This window comes from Synechococcus sp. FACHB-909 (assembly GCF_014698945.1).
Classification (GTDB): domain Bacteria; phylum Cyanobacteriota; class Cyanobacteriia; order PCC-6307; family Cyanobiaceae; genus Cyanobium.
Genome location: NZ_JACJTY010000001.1, coordinates 568,428 through 583,287 on the forward strand (window position 1 = coordinate 568,428; position 14,860 = coordinate 583,287).

Below are 14,860 nucleotides of genomic sequence, written 5' to 3' on the forward strand. Positions count from 1 at the left end.
CTCCCCGGTCAAGGGACCCGCAGGCGCGGGGAGGGTGAACGGACTCCTCAGCGGGCGAACTTGAGCAGTTCGGCGGGGGAGGCCAGCAGATCGATCGCCACGAAGTAGATCTTGTTGTCGGGATCGAGCAGGAAACGCCAGGCCACGTTCATGCCGACACCGGCTCCGAACCAGGGGGTCTGCACCTTTCCGGTCACCTTGATCTGGGTGAAACCGCCATCGGAGGGCTCGCTCACGCCGGTTTCGGGCAGCAGCTTGAGGTTCTGGCAGTCCTCGCGGAAGAAGCGCAGGATGGCGTCGGTGCCGACGATGGGCCGCTGGAAGGGAGGCTGCAGGGCGCCGTCGGGCAGGAACAGCTGGATCAGCTGGTCGAAGTCGTTGGCATTGAGCAGATCCATGTAGGAGAGGATCGTGGCGTTGTCGACGCCGGCGATCGAGACCCTGGTGCGCTGCTCAGGGGCCGTCGGCAGCACGATCGGCTCGGCGATGCGCTCGCTGCCGTCCACCTTGCTGGGGTCGAAGCCCATGTCGACGACGAAGTTGCGCAGCACGGTGATCTGCTGCCCCGCATCGATGCCCTTCAGCGAGGAGAGCACCGAAGCGGCGTTGGCGGAGAGCTGGTAGCCCTCGGGGATGGGGGCGACGATGCCCTCCTCCATCCACTCGCCCAGGCGATACCAGAAGCCGAGCTTGATGTTGACCGACCAGATCGCGTAGGTGCGGCAGATGTCGGTGTCGGAGCGGTTGGCCAGATCCACCATCACCTGGCTCTGGTCGGCGAAGGTCATCGCCTTGATCCGGTTGAGCACCGGCTCGGCGAACTGCATGCGGGCCGCACCGGGGGCGGCGATGGTGATGGTCTTGCCCATCTCGAGGTAAGCGAACCAGATCAGGGCCAGCTGGTCCTCGGCGCTCAGGAGGCTGAAGCGGGCGGTGAGGGCCGGCACCACGTCGGCCGAAAGGGTGTCCGGAAAGATCTGGGTCGCTTTTTCGAGCGTGAACATGACAGGCACCTCCGGAAGGTCAAGAAATCTTTACAAATCCTAATGCATGGCGGTGGCGGCGACGGCGTTGCGACCACCTCACACCAAGAAAAGCACGATTTCGTGTCCGTCAGCACAGCAAGTTCGGTGGCAGATCCAGCTCACCGTGCTGCGGATCACGACCTCCCGGCGATCCCCGCCGAGGGGCGGCGCTCAGGGCGCTCCGGTGCTGAGCATGGCGGCCGCGGTCCACAGGACCAGGCCGGTGATGGCGAAGCCACCGGCGGTGACCAGGCCCTGCCAGATCTGGCGGGCGAGGGGCGAGGGCTGCTCCCCGAGCCAGGCGGGACGAGGCGTGCCGGGGGACCAGGGGCTGGAACCACGGGGAGCCCGGCTGGCGATCACGTCGCGCCAGCGGCCGTCGTAGCGGGGCGCCTGCTGGTTGAAGGGGCGCTCTCCCTGGGACCGGCCCGGCAGCACACGCGAACGCTGGTAGGGCACGGTGTCGTAACCGAACGCCTCGAGGTACTCAGCCGAGTCGAGCAGGGTGTCCACCAGGGCCACGAGCCCGTGCTGGGCGATCAGGATCGAGTAGCGGATCCGTTCCTGCTCCCCATACACCGGGCGCCCCAGAACCCTGCCGACCAGTTGTTCTGCCAGGCGATAGTTGCTGTTGCAATCATAGAAACCCTCGCGGAATCGCCTGGAAAGCAATAGACCACGGATGAAATCCCTCATGGTGATCTGTCCGCTGCGCAACTGGGATTCCAGCACCGTTTCACGATCCACCTTGAAGGCGTGGAAGAAGATCTGGCGATAGGCCTGCTCAATCTGGACGTCGAGGCTGAGGCGGTCTCCGGAGGCCTTGCGGGTCTCCAGGGTGGCGACGGCCTGGCGGGGGGATTCCTCACTGGCGATCGCGAAACTCGGCACCCTGGCATTGAGGCTCGAGGGTCGGGCGGCGAGCAAAGGAAGGGCCATGGAGGGATTCAGGGTGAATGACCCGGAAAGATAACCGTGACCAAAACCGGCCTTGGGAAACCGACCGGATCCCTCACACAGCTTTACTTTCGGGGACTGCCACGGGTGGCGGTGGCAGGGTTGCGGGGCGCTCGCTGGGCTCGCAGTCGAGCCTCAGGACCCGTTCGAGGGTCTGGTTGCGATAAGTTCTCAGGCAGTACTTGCAACCGCCGGTGGTCTGGAGATGCCGCTCCGGCGTGATCACAATCTCCCGGACAGGATGCTCCAGACAGCGAATCTTGACTGGGCTGCGGAAGCTCTTGTAGTTGATCTGCGAATAATCGTATCGGCCGCCGAATCGGGACCGGGCTCGCTCCAGAAACGTGGCTTCATCGATCCGTAAACCCATTGGTCGATCCGCGTGAGTCAGGAATAAAAAACCCGGCTGCGTACGTCAGGCTGACGACGGGCCCGAAACCCCGGTCCCATGGTCGGGACCCCATGGGCTCAGGGGGTCAGGAAGCTGACCCAGCCAACGGTCGTCAGGGTCTGTGATCATGAACCGTTCGACGGGCTCGATGGTGCCTGAACTCAGGGGATTCTGCCGCCCAGGCCCGGCAGGCTGGCCCAGCGCATGAATTCTCCACACTTCGCCGTGGTCAGAGGCAGGGGGACCCGGGGGTGGCCAGCTCCTCGGTGATGACGCGGAAGCCGGTGAGCTGGTGGTCACCGAAGGAGCGCAGGAAGGGCACATCCGCCGCATCCCGGCCCCGGGCGATCAGCACCCGGCCGATGCGGGGGCGATTGTGGCGCGGGTCGAAGACATGCCAGCGATCCTCGAGAAACGCCTCGAACCAGGCCGAATAGTCGATCGGCTCGGGCAGGGGCGTGGTGCCCGTGTAGCCCAGGTAGCCGGTGCAGTAGCGGGCGGGGATGTTGAGGCAGCGACAGAGGCTGATGGCCAGGTGGGCGAAGTCGCGGCAGACGCCACGCCCTTCCCGCAGGGCGTCGTGGGCGGTCTTGTCGCTGCGGGCTGCGCCGTAGTCGAAGCGGAGCTGCTCGTGCACCCAGTCGCAGATGGCCTGCACCCGCGACCAGCCGGGCCGGACGCCGCCGAAGCGCCCCCAGGCGACCTGGGCCAGGCGATCGGTGTCGCAGTAGCGGCTGGGGTTGAGGTAGGGGTAGGTCACGATCGGCAGCGCCTCCACCGGGCACTCCCCCACCTCCGGCGCCACTGGATCGGGAAGGCCGGGGTCGGCCACCACCACCTCGAATCCCAGGGTGGTGCTGCCCGTGGAGGCCAGGAAGCGGCAGGCACGGTTGCCGTCGGCATCCGTGAGCACCTCGGCGATCCGGTCCGGACTCAACCGCAGCCGCTCGGGACCGCGGCGGTCCTCCAGGCGGCTGCCATGGGGATGGACCAGGGCCAGCATCGGGGTCGGCGCCCAGCAGGAGAGGGTCAGTTCGCAACCGAGCCGGATCAGCATGGAGAAGGCATGGCGAACGGAGCGGCCCCGAAGGTCGATTGTCGCCCCCCGGGCGGGGTTCCGGGGCGGGCATCGGTGATGGGGATCCCTGGCCCGGATGGTGGTCGGGCCCGCTGCGCCGCCGCCGGGATAGGGACGGCAGCGTAACGGTGCGGGCGGCGCCCGACATCTGCTGCGCTGGTGCTGCATCGGTGCTGCGGCAGCGCCGCGGAGTCGTGGCGCTGGCCTCCAGGGGTGATCCCTGCTAGTACAGGTGTACCGCTTTCCGCAGCCATGCCCTCCTCTCCAGGCCTCGATCCAGACCCCGCTCCAGACCACGCTGACTCCTGCGACGCTTGGCCCTATCTGGGGCCGGAACAGCTGCTCCCCAGCCGCAGCCGGCACGTCTGCCTCACCTGTCAGTGGTTCCGTCACCACGCTGATGCCGACAGCATCCCCCTGCTGAGCTGCCAGTGGCATCAGGCCCTGATCTGCCACGGCGACCATCTCACCCAGCGCTGTCCGAGCTGGCTGGAGCCGCTGCAGCGAAGCTCCGGCTGGTGTCCTGAGGCCGCCTGAGCACAGGCTCCGGATGGGGCAGAGCTCTCGATAGGGTGGGCCCTGCCCGCCCCCGACCGCATGGCCATCGTCCGCGCGCAGGGCCTCGGCAAGACCTACCGGGTGGCCGACAAGCAACCCGGACTGGCCGGCACCCTGCGTCACTTCGTGAACCGCCGCGAGCGCCTGATCGCGGCGGTGCAGGACGTGAGCTTCTCGATCGAGCCGGGCGAGTTCGTCGGCTTCCTGGGGGCCAACGGTGCCGGCAAGACCACCACCCTCAAGATGCTCACGGGGCTGATCCACCCCACCAGCGGCACGGTGGAGGTGGCCGGCTGCCAGCCCCAGCGCCGGGAGGCGGATTTCCTCGGCCAGATCACCCTGGTGATGGGCCAGAAGCAGCAGCTGATCTGGGATCTGCCGCCGCTCGATTCCCTGCGGGTCAACGCCGCCGTCTACGGCATCCCCCCTGAGGAGAGCCGGCGCCGCATCGCCGAGCTGGCGGAGATGCTCGAACTGGGGGACGAACTTCGCCGGCCGGTGCGCAAGCTCTCCCTCGGCCAGCGGATGAAGGCGGAGCTGCTGGCGGCCCTGCTGCACCGTCCGGCGGTGCTGTTCCTCGATGAACCGACCCTGGGGCTGGATGTGAACGCCCAGGCCCGGGTGCGCAGCTTCCTGGCCGACTACAACCGCCGCTTCGGGGCCACCGTGCTGCTCACCAGCCACTACATGGCCGACATCACTGCCCTCTGCCCGCGGGTGCTGCTGATTCACGAGGGCCGCCTCTTCTACGACGGCAGCCTCGAGACGCTCACCCAACGGCTGGCGCCCTGCCGGGAGGTGCGCCTGGAGCTGCATGCGCCCATGGGGGCCGAGGCCTTCGCCAGCTACGGCGAGGTGGAGGCCATCGAGGGCCGGGAGGTGCGGCTGCTGATCCCGCGGGAGCGGCTCACCGAGCAGGTGGGACGCCTGCTGGCCGACCTGGCCGTGGTCGATCTGTCGGTGTCCGACCCGCCCATCGAGGACATCATCGGCCGGCTGTTCCACCAGGGGGCCCTGGCATGAGGGGGGGCCTGCGCCAGCGGCTGGGCCACGCCCGCCGCATCGCCGCCGTGCTGCTCTCCAGCCAGTACGCCTACATGCTCGAGTACCGGGCCGAGATCGTGCTCTGGGCCCTCTCGGGGGTGCTGCCCTTCATCATGCTGGGCCTGTGGAGCGCCGTCGATGCCGGCGGCGGCCTGGGGATGAGCTCCCTGCAGCTGGCCCGCTATTTCCTGTCGGCCTTCGTGGTGCGTCAGTTCACGATCGTCTGGGTGATGTACACCTTCGAGGAGGACAACCTCAACGGCCGCCTGTCGCCCTACCTGCTCCAGCCCCTGCCGCTGGTGTGGCGCTACGTGGCCGCCCACCTTTCAGAGCAGGCCACCCGGCTGCCCTTCGTGGCGATGCTGGTGGGGCTGTTCTTCCTTCTCTATCCCGCCGCCTTCTGGTGGCCCTCATTGCCGTCGGTGCTGCTGGCGGTGCTGGCCACCCTGGCCGCCTTCGCCCTGCGCTTCCTGATGCAGTTCACCCTGACGATGGTGTGCTTCTGGAGCGAGAAAGCCAGCGCCCTGGAGCGCCTCCTCTATCTGCCCTATCTCTATCTCTCCGGCCTGGTGGCCCCCCTGGCCCTCTATCCCGAGGGGGTCCGGGCCTTCGCCTTCTGGACCCCCTTCCCCTACATGGTCGATGTGCCCGCCAGGATCCTGGCCGGGGAGACCGTGCCGGTGCTCCAGAGCTTCGCGGCCATGGCCGCCTGGGCCGCCCTGCTGCTGCCGATCAACCTGCTGCTGTGGCGACGGGGGCTGCGCCACTATTCGGCCATGGGGGCGTGATGGGCCGTTACCTCACCACCCTGAAGGTGTTCTGGATCGCCTCGCTGACGGCCGAACTGGAGTACCAGGCCAATTTCCTGATTGAGCTGGTGGCCACGGCCGGCAATCTGGTGGGCAGCATCTTCGTGCTGTCGCTGTTCTACGGGCGCGGCCAGTCCCTGGGGGGCTGGAGCTGGGAAGGGGCGCTGGTGGTGCTGGGGGTCTACACCCTGCTGGAGGGGATCACCAGCACCCTGCTGCAGCCCAACCTCAGCACGATCGTGGCCCACGTGCGCACGGGCAGCCTCGATTTCGTCCTGCTCAAGCCGATCGACAGCCAGTTCTGGCTCTCGGCCCGCACCTTCTCCCCCTGGGGCCTGCCCGGCATCGCCCTGGGGGCCGGCCTGATCGGCTACGCCGCCTGGAAGGCCGGCGCCACCCCGGCGCCCCTCACCCTGCTGGGGGCGGCCCTGATGCTGGTGGCCAGCCTGATGATCCTGTACAGCCTCTGGTTCGTGCTGGCGGCCAGCAGCATCTGGTTCGTGAAGATCTGGAACGCCACCGAGGTGCTGCGCAGCGTGCTGGTGGCGGGCCGCTTTCCGGTGAGCGCCTTCCCGGCCGGCCTGCGGGCCTTCTTCACCTTCATCGTGCCGGTGGCGTTCCTCACCACCGTGCCGGCCGAGGCGATCCTGGGGAGGGCCTCCGGCCCCTGGCTGCTGGCCGGTGGCGCGGTGGCGATCGGCTCGGTGGTGGCGAGCCGCTGGTTCTGGAACTTCGCCCTGCGCTTCTACACCTCCGCCTCCAGCTGAATGGAGCCCCTCGTCCCCCTGCCTCTGGAGGAACTGCCGGAGCTTCCCCCCCTGTCCCTGGCGGTGGTGGGCCACGTGGAGATGGTGAGCTTCGTCGGCGTGGACCATCTGCCGGCGGCCGGAGAGATCCTCCACGCCGACGACTTCTGTGAGCTTCCCGCCGGCGGCGGCGCCGTGGTGGCCGTGCAGATGGCCCGTCTCACCGGAGAGCGGGTTCCCTTCTTCACGGCCCTGGGCGACGACCCCCTCGGGCGCCGGGCCGCCGAAGAGCTCGAGGGGCTGGGGCTGGAGCTGCACATCGCCTGGCGGGCAGCCCCGACCCGGCGGGGGATCACCTTCATCGACGGCGGCGGCGAGCGCACGATCACGGTGATCGGCGAGCGGCTGATGCCCACCGCCGACGATGGGCTGCCGTGGCAGCGGCTGGAGCAGAGCAGCGGGGTGTTCGTCACCGCCACCGATGCCGCCGGCCTGCGGAAGACGCGTCGGGCCCGGGTGCTGGCCGCCACCCCGAGGGTCCGGCTGGCGGCCCTGCGGGAGGCGGGCGTGACCCTCGACGCCCTGATCGGCAGCGCCGCCGATCCCGGCGAGGCCTACCGGCCGGGGGATCTCGACCCGCCGCCCCGGCTGCGCATCGGCACCGAGGCCGAACGGGGCGGGGCACTGGTTCCCGGCGGCCGCTATGCCGCCGTCCGCCGGACCGGGCCGGTGCGGGATGCCTACGGCGCCGGCGACAGCTTCGCCGCCGGCGTCACCACCGCCCTGGCCGCCGGCTGGGATCTGCGGCAGGCGATCAGCCTCGGCGCCCACTGCGGCGCCGCCTGCCTCGATGGCCGCGGGCCCTACGCCAGCCAGCTGCGGTTCAGCCGCCGCTGACCAGCAGCAGCAGACGGTTGTCCTCCGGATCGGCCAGCCAGGCCTCGGCTCCGAACGGTTCCTGTCGCGCCGGCTCCACCGCCACCGCCCCCAGGGCCAGCACCACGGCGAGCCAGTCGTGGAGCACCTGCAGGGGGGGCGCCTCCCCCGCGGGGCGCGAGAAACACAGGGCCAGCCGGCCCTCGCCCCGGGGGCGGGGACGCTGCCGTGAGGGGGCGTAGATCTCCAGACGGCCATCTCCCGGCCCCAGCAGGCGCCAGTGGCTGGGGCTGGATCCCTGCAGCGGGTCCGTCCCCAGCAGGGCGCCGTAGAAGGCGGCCAGCCGCTCGGGGTCATCGGCGGCCAGCACCAGGAAGGACGACGGGACGGGAGGCGCCGGGGCGGGGGGCGTCATGACGGAAGCAGCCGTGGCTCGCCACCATGGCAGCAGAACGGATCCCCGGTGGCCATGGCGGTGTTGGTGCTGAACGAGGCGGAGCGGCGCAAGCTGGACAGCTCCGATGACACCCTCTTCTATGCCGAACCCCGCTTCGTGCAGCACCTCGATGGTGCCTTCCGCCGCCGGCTGACGGCGCTCTACCGGGAGCGGATCCCCCCCTGCGCGGTGGTGCTGGATCTGATGAGCAGCTGGGTGAGTCACCTGCCGGAGGACATCACCTATGAAGAAGTGATCGGCCATGGCCTCAACGGGGCCGAACTGGCGGCGAACCCGCGACTGGATCGGCACTGGCTGCAGAACCTCAACCAGGACCAGCGCCTGCCCCTGGCGGATGCCAGCGTGGATGCGGTCCTGATGGTGGCGGGCTGGCAGTACCTGCAGCGGCCCGAGCCGGTGGCGGCCGAACTGCTGCGGGTGGTGCGCCCCGGCGGCCAGGTGATCGTGGCCTTCTCGAACCGGATGTTCTTTCAGAAGGCCCCCCAGATCTGGACCGACGGCAGCGACCGGGATCACCTGGCCTACGTCAGCCGGGTGCTGCAGGCCCAGGGCTGGCCGGCGCCGCAGCTGATCGCCGAGCCGACCAAGGCCGAGGGTCCCATGGGCTGGCTGGGGGGTCAGGGGGATCCCTTCTTCGCCGTGGTGGCGGAAAAACCGACGCCGTAGGTCCTGCCGATGTCCGACTCCCACCCGACGCCGCCCCCTGAGCAGCCCCTGCCCCCCTGGCGGCCGCTGCTGCGCGGTGCCCTTGAGCGGCAGGGCCGCTCCCCCCAGGCCCGCTGGCTGCAGCTGGCCAGCGTGGCGGCGGACGGCACCCCGCGGGTGCGCACCCTGGTGTTCCGCTGCTGGGCCGGAGCGGCCAGCCTCGATCTGCTCACCGACCGCCGCAGCGCCAAGAGTGGCGAACTCGCCGGCACCGCCCCTGTGGAACTCTGCTGGCTGCTGCCCAGAGCGCGCAGCCAGTTCCGGCTGCGGGGCCAGCGGCTGCCGCTGGCTGGCGAGGAGGAGCAACGGGCCCTGACGTTCCACTGGCAGGCCCTCACCCCCCGGGGCCGGGCCCTGTGGGGCTGGCCGGCGCCGGGGGAACCCCTCCAGAGCGAAGGGCCGTTCCCCCGGGAACTGGGGGAGGAGGTCCCGCGGCCGGAGCACTTCGAGCTGCTGCGGGTGGGGCTGCAACGGGTGGAGCTGCTGGAGCTGAGCGGTCACCCCCACCGGCGCCGCCTCTGGCGGGCCGACAACAGCTGGAAGGAGGAGTGGCTGAATCCATAGCGCACTGCGGGGGCGCGGCAGCCACGATTAACAGATCGTTACATTAGCCTGGGCAAAAGCGAGCGACCCATGCTGGACGTCCTGTTCCCCATCGTTTACGGGGTGAGCTTCGCGGTGATCGCCGGCGGCGCCTTCGCCCTGATGACCCAGAACCTGCGCAGCGCCGCCTCTACCCCCTCCCCGCGCCAGCGCCACCCGGAAGCTCCCGCCCACGGTGAGGAAGTTCTCTACGTCGACCTCAGCCGCGAGCGGCTGGAGCAGCTGTACGAGCAGGCCGGCTGAGGCGGCCGCTCAGGTCGGGAAAACGGTGATGTTCGCCATTTCCCGGTAGGTGTCATCGGCCATGGCATCGACCCGGAACGCGGTCCAGGTGGCGAAGGGTTCCGGGTCGCTGGCGGCGACCGGCCATTCGATGCGTCGTTTCTGGTAGGTGAGCCCAACACAGGTCAGGGCCTGGTCGTCGGCCATCAGTGACCAGAGGAGCTGCAGGTCGCTGCGCTGGTAGGAGACCGGCCCCGCCTGCAGACAGGAATCGGCCGGATAGCCGGGGGCCAGCTCGAGGCTGCGCTGGTTCTCCCAGCAGAGATACTGGCCGTTCTCGGTGGGATAGAACCAGCAGGTCTCGTTGTCGGCCTCGCGCAGGGAGAACTGGTCGAGGCAGCGGACCGTCTCGATCCCCAGGCGTTCGGCCGGGTGGCCGGCGCTCGGCTGCAGTTCCGGGCCGCTGAGCTCGTAGGCGCCGAGCCAGAGGGCCCGTGGCTCGAGATGGGGCACCACCGCATCGCAGATCAGCCGCCGCGCCGGCCCCGGATCCGCGGAGACAGCGGCGGATGGCTCCTCCGGGCAGGGGCTGGTGCGCAGGGGTTCGAAGGGGTCGGCCCCACTGACGTTGGCCTGGCCGGAGCTGACCAGGTCGTCCAGGCTCGGGGGCTGCTCGGCGGGGACGCGGAACATGCGCAGGGCGATGCCGCTGCGGACGCCCAGGCGCTGGGCCGCCAGGATCTCCTCCCAGGACGCGCCATCGCTGGGAAGGCCTCCCTCGGGAGCCAGTACGAAGACGAGAGCGTGCGCCATGGGGGAGCGGGGTGAACGCCGCAGACATCAAAGCCCGGATGGCAGAACCACCCGGGCCGATGCTGCGAAGGCAGGAGCCGAAATCAGCCGAGGCCGATCTGGGCAAGGATGCCCTGGCCGGTCAGGATCTCGGTGCCGAGACCGATGACGAAACCGAGCATGGCCAGGCGGCCGTTCCAGGTTTCAGCGAAGGCGACGAAGCCGAAGCGGGTGGTGGAGTCAGACATGGGTGGGTTCGTTGCGAAACTTGAAGGGAGTGTAAACGATCGTGAAGCGTTGTGACTGTCGTCAACGATGCCGTCGACGCCCCAGGGGTTCGATCCACTCCTCCAGCACCCCAGCGGCCTGCGCCGGGGCCGGTGAGGCGGGGGCGAAAGAGGGATCGCCCGTGGGGGCCAGACGGCAACCCAGCTGGATGTCCCCCTGGTCGAGCAGGCGGCCGAGCCGCAGAGCGGTGGCCTCCTCCAGACGGGAGAAGCGGTCCTGGCCGTGGGTGAGCCAGGAGAGCTCGGCGGGGGTGATGACGCCGGTGGACAGGGATTCGAGGTAGAGCTCGCCGACCGTCATGGCTGATGTAACGGAACATGAAGACTATGGCGCGCGTCTCCGGGGACCGCGGACGGCCTCCGAGCGCATCAGAGGGCGAATCCGGAGGGGCCCTCGCGGTTGCACCATCGCCGCGTTTACATTTCTTAAGACGTTCTTCGGGGGCGGGTCTGGCTGACCCGTCCTTTTTTTTGCCCGCGCTGCCCCGTTCGCCCCACCAGGATGGGGGGACAGTCGGCGGGCGGGCGGATGGAGACGGAAACGGTGCTGCCCCTGGCCGGGGCGGCGGTGCTGATCGTGATGGTGGTGGTGGGCGTGGTGGTCGTGGTGCTGCGACCCAGCGACCTGCCGAAGCGCTGAAGCGGATTCCTCGGCTGCGGTGATGGCGCTTCAGGTGGTCTGGTTCAAGCGCGATCTGCGCCTCGCCGACCACCGCCCCCTGGTGGAAGCGGCCCGGCGGGGACCGGTGCTGCCCCTCTACGTGGTCGAACCGGAGCTGTGGCGGCAACCCGACAGCTCGGGCCGCCAGTGGAGCTTCTGCCGGGAGGCGCTGGAGGAGCTGGGGCAGGCGCTGGCCGAACGGGGACAGCCCCTGGTGGTGCGGGTCGGCGAGGTGGTGACCGTGCTGGAGGCCGCCCACCGTCGCCTTGGCATCGCCGGTCTCTGGAGCCACCAGGAGACCGGCAACCTCTGGACCTACGCCCGGGACCGGCGGGTGGCCGCCTGGGCCCGCGAACGGGGGATCCCCTGGCAGGAGGTGGCCAGCTTCGGGGTGACCCGGGGACGCCGGGATCGCCGCGGCTGGGCCCGGGACTGGGAGCGGCGCATGGCCGAACCGCTGCTGGAGGCTCCCGTCGCCCTGCCCCCCCTGGAGGGAATCGCCCCCCGGGACCTGCCCACCGCCGCCGACCTGGGCCTGGCGTCGGACCCCTGCCCGGAGCGGCAGCGGGGTGGCCGGCGGGCCGGCCTGGAGCTGCTGGACGGCTTCCTGCACCAGCGGGGGCGCGGCTACCACCGGCGGCTCTCCAGTCCCCTGACCGCCTTCGAGGGCTGCTCGCGGCTCTCGCCCCACCTGGCCTGGGGCACCCTGTCGATGGGGGAGGTGACCCAGACCACCCGGGCCCGGCGGGCGGCCCTGGCGACCCTGCCTGCCGAGGCGGCCGCGGGCTGGCCCCGGGCCCTCGACGCCTTCCTGTCACGGCTGCACTGGCACTGCCACTTCATCCAGAAGCTGGAGAGCGAGCCCTCGATCGAGGTCCTGGAGCTCCACCCCGCCACCCGGGGGCTGCGCATCTCCGACCCCGAACGGCTGGCGGCCTGGAGCGAGGGGCGCACCGGGGTGCCGTTCGTGGATGCCTGCATGCGCGCCCTGCGGGCCAGCGGCTGGATGAACTTCCGCATGCGGGCGATGCTGCTGTCGTTCGCCAGCCATCACCTCTGGATCGACTGGCGCGACAGCGGCCTGCACCTGGCACGCCAGTTCGTGGACTACGAGCCCGGCATCCATTGGAGCCAGTGCCAGATGCAGAGCGGCACCACGGGCATCAACACGATCCGGATCTACAACCCGATCAAGCAGGGCCTCGACCACGACCCGGAGGGGACATTTCTGGGGCGCTGGCTGCCGGAGCTGGCCGGGGTGCCAGCGATCTGGCGCCACGAGCCGTGGCGGATGGATCCGGCCACCCAGGCCGCCAGCGGCTGCCGCATCGGCCCCGACTATCCGGCCCCGATCGTGGATGTGGCCGCCGCCGCCCGCCAGGCCCGGGAACGGCTCTGGGGCCTGCGGCGCCAGAGCGGCTTCGGCGCCGCCGCCGACGCGATCCAGGAACGGCACGGCTCGCGCCGCTCGGGCCTTCCTCCCACCGGCAGGAGGAGCGGCGGCGGCCGTCGCCGGTCATCGCGGGCGGCCGAGGGTCAGCTGTGCCTGGATCTGGGGCTGGGTCCGGAGAACGCTTCACGTTCCGTTACCTGAATCGCCAGAATCTTCACAATTCTCCCCCGACCATGACCACCACTGTCCTGCTCGAGATCTTCGCGGGCTTCTTCACCGCCTTCATCGCCCTGTGGATGCTGGCGCTCAACCGGCCGACGGTCGCTGCTGTCGTGCCCACGGGCGTGGACGCCCCCGCTCCCGCTCCTGCCTCCGTCACCGCGATTGCCGCAACGGTCCGCCAGGCCCTGAGGTCCTACCTCCTGCGGGAAGGGCGGCTTGCCAACGTCGGATTGCTGATCCTGAGGCTGGCGATCGGCGCGATGATGATCCACCACGGCCAGGACAAGCTGGCCGATCCGCAGGCGTTCGCGACCAACTACGTGGTGCCCCTGCACCTGCCTTTCCCCCTGTTCCTTGCCCATGTGGCGGGCTACTCGGAAATCCTGGGCAGCTGGCTGCTGATCCTCGGCCTGCTCTCGCCCCTGGGGGCCCTGGCCCTCACCGGCACCATGGCCGTGGCCGCCTACCACCACATTCTCACCAGCGGCTTCAACATCTACGTGCTGGAGCTGGTGGTTCTGTACCTGGGCGGCAGCCTGGCCCTGCTTCTGGTCGGTCCAGGCCGTTACTCGTTCGATGCCGGCATCGTCGATGGCCTGCTGAAGGACAGCATCGATTCCCGGGATGCCGGCAGCGTGCAGAAGGAAGAGACTTCCGTCTTCGGACTGATGGGGGAAGGGGCCTGAAGGCCCTCCAACGTCCTTCCTGACCGGCTCCAGATCAGAACCTGGCCAGCCCTCAGGGGTTTGAGGTGGAAGGATCGGCGCCACTGGCCTTGGCTGCCGTGGCCCGTGGGGCTCCCCCCCAGCGGAACTGCACCCCGCCACCGACATCCCAGGCGGTGCCGGCGCCATAGAACCCCGCCCCGCCACGGATGTAGAACGTGGTGTTGTCCCTCAGGGTGTAGGCCAGGCCTCCCTGCAGCCCCAGTCCACTGGTCTGGGTCAGGGAGCCGGCGGGCAGGGTGGTGGCCAGGGAGATGCCATCGGTGACCGCATTGGCCGGGGCCTGGCCGAGGAAGCCGGCCCCCAGCCAGCTGAGGCGCACCGAGGGCGTGAGCAGATTCCTGCCCTGGTGCAGGGGAGCCCTCCAGGTGATGCCGATGTCGGCGGTGCCGACGGTGCTGCTGGAGCCGGGCACGCTCCAGAAGCGGTTGGTGAACCCATCGAAGACCGTTGCACCGCCCAGCGAGAGGCTGGTCAGGGTGAGGAGGGCGCTGGGTTCGAGAACCTGACGATCGGACAGCCGGATCCTGCCACCGAAACTGGTGGCCAGATTGAAAGCGCTGCCGCCGACCGAGGACTTGCTGTAGCGGGCACCGATGGCGTTGGAGCTGCTGATGCCGAACGGTTGATCGGTCGTCAGAGCATCGCCTCCCAGCGCCGCACCGATGAACCAACCGGGCTTGGCGAACTGCACCAGCACCCCGCCACCACCCAGGCTGCCATTGGCGGATTGGCCGTTGAAAGGGACCCCGAAATCATTGACGGAGCCGCCCTGTGCCTGGAGTGACCCGAAGCGGCCGAAGGCACCGATCAACAGATCGCCGATGGCGTAGTCGAGGCGCAGACCCATCTGGGCCCCACTCACCGAGGAGGGACCCCCAGCGACACCGCTGATCAGGGGACCGCCGAAGCCATTGCCGAACACCCGAAGCCGCCAGCCGTCTCGGTCACTGAAGTAACCCCCGGGCTGAACACTGAAGCGGAAGGCCGAGGTGGACGGCCCCTCCGGCTCCGGGTCGGCGAGGGGAGAGGACTCGCGCACCTTCTGGGGCAGGGGCTCCAGCAGATCACGGCTGAAGCTCCGCCAGCCCATCCCGGCGCCAAGGGGAAGCAACCGGGCGTCGAGTCGGTAGACATCGACCCGCACGGGGCGGATCGGCACGACGGCGGCCGGCGTCGCCGGTGTGGACGGTGAAGGCGTCGGTGTCGGCGGTGTCGGCGGTGTCGGCGGGGTGACGGGAGGCAGGCAGAACTCCGCCTCGGTTCCATCGGGGCAGATCGCCGCCCGGGCCGGGCCGATCGCGACCAC

General features: G+C 69.7%; 18 protein-coding genes and 1 pseudogene. 10 read left to right on the forward strand and 9 right to left on the reverse strand.

Annotated elements, in window-relative coordinates; all coding sequences use genetic code 11:
* Positions 1-47: 47 nt before the first annotated feature.
* From H6G99_RS02815 to H6G99_RS02825, 4 genes are all read right to left on the reverse strand, one after another.
* Positions 48-1,004, reverse strand: a complete 957-nt coding sequence (locus H6G99_RS02815; RefSeq protein ID WP_094586980.1) for an orange carotenoid-binding protein — start codon at positions 1,002-1,004, stop codon at positions 48-50.
* Between the two features lie 192 nt (positions 1,005-1,196).
* A complete protein-coding gene (locus tag H6G99_RS02820) occupies positions 1,197-1,964 on the reverse strand; it encodes a phycobilisome rod-core linker polypeptide (protein ID WP_094586982.1) in 768 nt (255 codons plus the stop codon).
* A gap of 73 nt (positions 1,965-2,037) precedes the next feature.
* Positions 2,038-2,352, reverse strand: coding sequence for a DUF723 domain-containing protein (locus H6G99_RS16670; RefSeq protein WP_286190931.1), 315 nt, complete (start codon positions 2,350-2,352; stop codon positions 2,038-2,040).
* Positions 2,353-2,602: 250 nt separating this feature from the next.
* On the reverse strand, positions 2,603-3,430 hold the full coding sequence (locus tag H6G99_RS02825) for a transglutaminase-like domain-containing protein (protein ID WP_190609685.1): 828 nt from the start codon (positions 3,428-3,430) through the stop codon (positions 2,603-2,605).
* Between the two features lie 273 nt (positions 3,431-3,703).
* Between H6G99_RS02825 and H6G99_RS02830 the strand changes: the two genes are divergently transcribed.
* From H6G99_RS02830 to H6G99_RS02850, 5 genes are read left to right on the forward strand one after another with little or no spacing between them, the layout of a single operon-like run.
* A complete protein-coding gene (locus H6G99_RS02830) occupies positions 3,704-3,988 on the forward strand; it encodes a galactose oxidase (RefSeq protein ID WP_190609686.1) in 285 nt (94 codons plus the stop codon).
* Between the two features lie 60 nt (positions 3,989-4,048).
* Complete coding sequence (locus H6G99_RS02835) at positions 4,049-5,032, forward strand: ABC transporter ATP-binding protein (protein ID WP_190609688.1); 984 nt, start codon at positions 4,049-4,051, stop codon at positions 5,030-5,032.
* Positions 5,029-5,841, forward strand: a complete 813-nt coding sequence (locus H6G99_RS02840) for an ABC transporter permease (protein WP_190609689.1) — start codon at positions 5,029-5,031, stop codon at positions 5,839-5,841. The genes H6G99_RS02835 and H6G99_RS02840 overlap by 4 nt, the downstream gene beginning before the upstream one ends.
* Positions 5,841-6,629, forward strand: coding sequence for an ABC transporter permease (locus H6G99_RS02845; RefSeq protein WP_190609690.1), 789 nt, complete (start codon positions 5,841-5,843; stop codon positions 6,627-6,629). The genes H6G99_RS02840 and H6G99_RS02845 overlap by 1 nt, the downstream gene beginning before the upstream one ends.
* Complete coding sequence (locus H6G99_RS02850; protein ID WP_190609692.1) at positions 6,630-7,505, forward strand: PfkB family carbohydrate kinase; 876 nt, start codon at positions 6,630-6,632, stop codon at positions 7,503-7,505.
* Here H6G99_RS02850 and H6G99_RS02855 read toward each other — a convergent pair.
* Complete coding sequence (locus H6G99_RS02855) at positions 7,492-7,899, reverse strand: VOC family protein (protein WP_190609693.1); 408 nt, start codon at positions 7,897-7,899, stop codon at positions 7,492-7,494. The genes H6G99_RS02850 and H6G99_RS02855 overlap by 14 nt on opposite strands.
* Before the next feature lie 54 nt (positions 7,900-7,953).
* Here H6G99_RS02855 and H6G99_RS02860 point away from each other — a divergent pair, with 54 nt between their 5' ends.
* From H6G99_RS02860 to H6G99_RS02870, 3 genes are all read left to right on the forward strand, one after another.
* Entirely contained in the window at positions 7,954-8,607 is a 654-nt protein-coding gene (locus H6G99_RS02860; RefSeq protein WP_190609695.1) for a methyltransferase domain-containing protein, read from the forward strand.
* Positions 8,608-8,616: 9 nt separating this feature from the next.
* Positions 8,617-9,210, forward strand: coding sequence for a pyridoxamine 5'-phosphate oxidase family protein (locus H6G99_RS02865; RefSeq protein WP_094584183.1), 594 nt, complete (start codon positions 8,617-8,619; stop codon positions 9,208-9,210).
* A gap of 69 nt (positions 9,211-9,279) precedes the next feature.
* Positions 9,280-9,492: a hypothetical protein gene (locus H6G99_RS02870; RefSeq protein ID WP_094584182.1), complete on the forward strand. Its 213-nt coding sequence runs from the start codon at positions 9,280-9,282 to the stop codon at positions 9,490-9,492.
* Between the two features lie 9 nt (positions 9,493-9,501).
* Here H6G99_RS02870 and H6G99_RS02875 read toward each other — a convergent pair whose 3' ends face one another.
* The 3 genes and pseudogenes from H6G99_RS02875 to H6G99_RS02885 all read right to left on the reverse strand — a co-directional run bounded on the left by H6G99_RS02875 (position 9,502) and on the right by H6G99_RS02885 (position 10,851).
* Positions 9,502-10,284 (reverse strand): hypothetical protein, encoded by a 783-nt coding sequence (locus tag H6G99_RS02875; protein ID WP_190609696.1) that lies wholly within the window; start codon positions 10,282-10,284, stop codon positions 9,502-9,504.
* A gap of 83 nt (positions 10,285-10,367) precedes the next feature.
* Positions 10,368-10,523, reverse strand: a pseudogene (locus H6G99_RS02880) (CAB/ELIP/HLIP family chlorophyll-binding protein); the annotation flags it as partial.
* Positions 10,524-10,572: 49 nt separating this feature from the next.
* On the reverse strand, positions 10,573-10,851 hold the full coding sequence (locus tag H6G99_RS02885) for a PM-15 family protein (protein WP_094584180.1): 279 nt from the start codon (positions 10,849-10,851) through the stop codon (positions 10,573-10,575).
* A gap of 361 nt (positions 10,852-11,212) precedes the next feature.
* On the opposite strand from H6G99_RS02885, the gene H6G99_RS02890 reads away from it, so the two are divergent.
* Together H6G99_RS02890 and H6G99_RS02895 are read left to right on the forward strand one after the other, a co-directional pair.
* Positions 11,213-12,805, forward strand: coding sequence for an FAD-binding domain-containing protein (locus H6G99_RS02890; RefSeq protein ID WP_190609698.1), 1,593 nt, complete (start codon positions 11,213-11,215; stop codon positions 12,803-12,805).
* 32 nt (positions 12,806-12,837) lie between these two features.
* A complete protein-coding gene (locus H6G99_RS02895) occupies positions 12,838-13,512 on the forward strand; it encodes a DoxX family protein (RefSeq protein WP_190609699.1) in 675 nt (224 codons plus the stop codon).
* A 52-nt stretch (positions 13,513-13,564) separates the two neighbouring features.
* Here H6G99_RS02895 and H6G99_RS02900 read toward each other — a convergent pair whose 3' ends face one another.
* The gene (locus H6G99_RS02900) at positions 13,565-14,860 is read right to left on the reverse strand and encodes a hypothetical protein (RefSeq protein WP_190609700.1); all 1,296 of its coding nucleotides are present in this window, start codon (positions 14,858-14,860) and stop codon (positions 13,565-13,567) included.

Coding starts and splice junctions, on each gene's coding strand:
- H6G99_RS02855 (WP_190609693.1), bottom strand. CDS start 7,899: ATGACGCCCCCCGCCCCGGCGCCTCCCGTCCCGTCGTCCTTCCTGGTG.
- H6G99_RS16670 (WP_286190931.1), bottom strand. CDS start 2,352: ATGGGTTTACGGATCGATGAAGCCACGTTTCTGGAGCGAGCCCGGTCC.
- H6G99_RS02845 (WP_190609690.1), top strand. CDS start 5,841: ATGGGCCGTTACCTCACCACCCTGAAGGTGTTCTGGATCGCCTCGCTG.
- H6G99_RS02820 (WP_094586982.1), bottom strand. CDS start 1,964: ATGGCCCTTCCTTTGCTCGCCGCCCGACCCTCGAGCCTCAATGCCAGG.
- H6G99_RS02815 (WP_094586980.1), bottom strand. CDS start 1,004: ATGTTCACGCTCGAAAAAGCGACCCAGATCTTTCCGGACACCCTTTCG.
- H6G99_RS02850 (WP_190609692.1), top strand. CDS start 6,630: ATGGAGCCCCTCGTCCCCCTGCCTCTGGAGGAACTGCCGGAGCTTCCC.
- H6G99_RS02840 (WP_190609689.1), top strand. CDS start 5,029: ATGAGGGGGGGCCTGCGCCAGCGGCTGGGCCACGCCCGCCGCATCGCC.
- H6G99_RS02895 (WP_190609699.1), top strand. CDS start 12,838: ATGACCACCACTGTCCTGCTCGAGATCTTCGCGGGCTTCTTCACCGCC.
- H6G99_RS02890 (WP_190609698.1), top strand. CDS start 11,213: ATGGCGCTTCAGGTGGTCTGGTTCAAGCGCGATCTGCGCCTCGCCGAC.
- H6G99_RS02830 (WP_190609686.1), top strand. CDS start 3,704: ATGCCCTCCTCTCCAGGCCTCGATCCAGACCCCGCTCCAGACCACGCT.
- H6G99_RS02825 (WP_190609685.1), bottom strand. CDS start 3,430: ATGCTGATCCGGCTCGGTTGCGAACTGACCCTCTCCTGCTGGGCGCCG.
- H6G99_RS02870 (WP_094584182.1), top strand. CDS start 9,280: ATGCTGGACGTCCTGTTCCCCATCGTTTACGGGGTGAGCTTCGCGGTG.
- H6G99_RS02860 (WP_190609695.1), top strand. CDS start 7,954: ATGGCGGTGTTGGTGCTGAACGAGGCGGAGCGGCGCAAGCTGGACAGC.
- H6G99_RS02875 (WP_190609696.1), bottom strand. CDS start 10,284: ATGGCGCACGCTCTCGTCTTCGTACTGGCTCCCGAGGGAGGCCTTCCC.
- H6G99_RS02835 (WP_190609688.1), top strand. CDS start 4,049: ATGGCCATCGTCCGCGCGCAGGGCCTCGGCAAGACCTACCGGGTGGCC.
- H6G99_RS02885 (WP_094584180.1), bottom strand. CDS start 10,851: ATGACGGTCGGCGAGCTCTACCTCGAATCCCTGTCCACCGGCGTCATC.
- H6G99_RS02865 (WP_094584183.1), top strand. CDS start 8,617: ATGTCCGACTCCCACCCGACGCCGCCCCCTGAGCAGCCCCTGCCCCCC.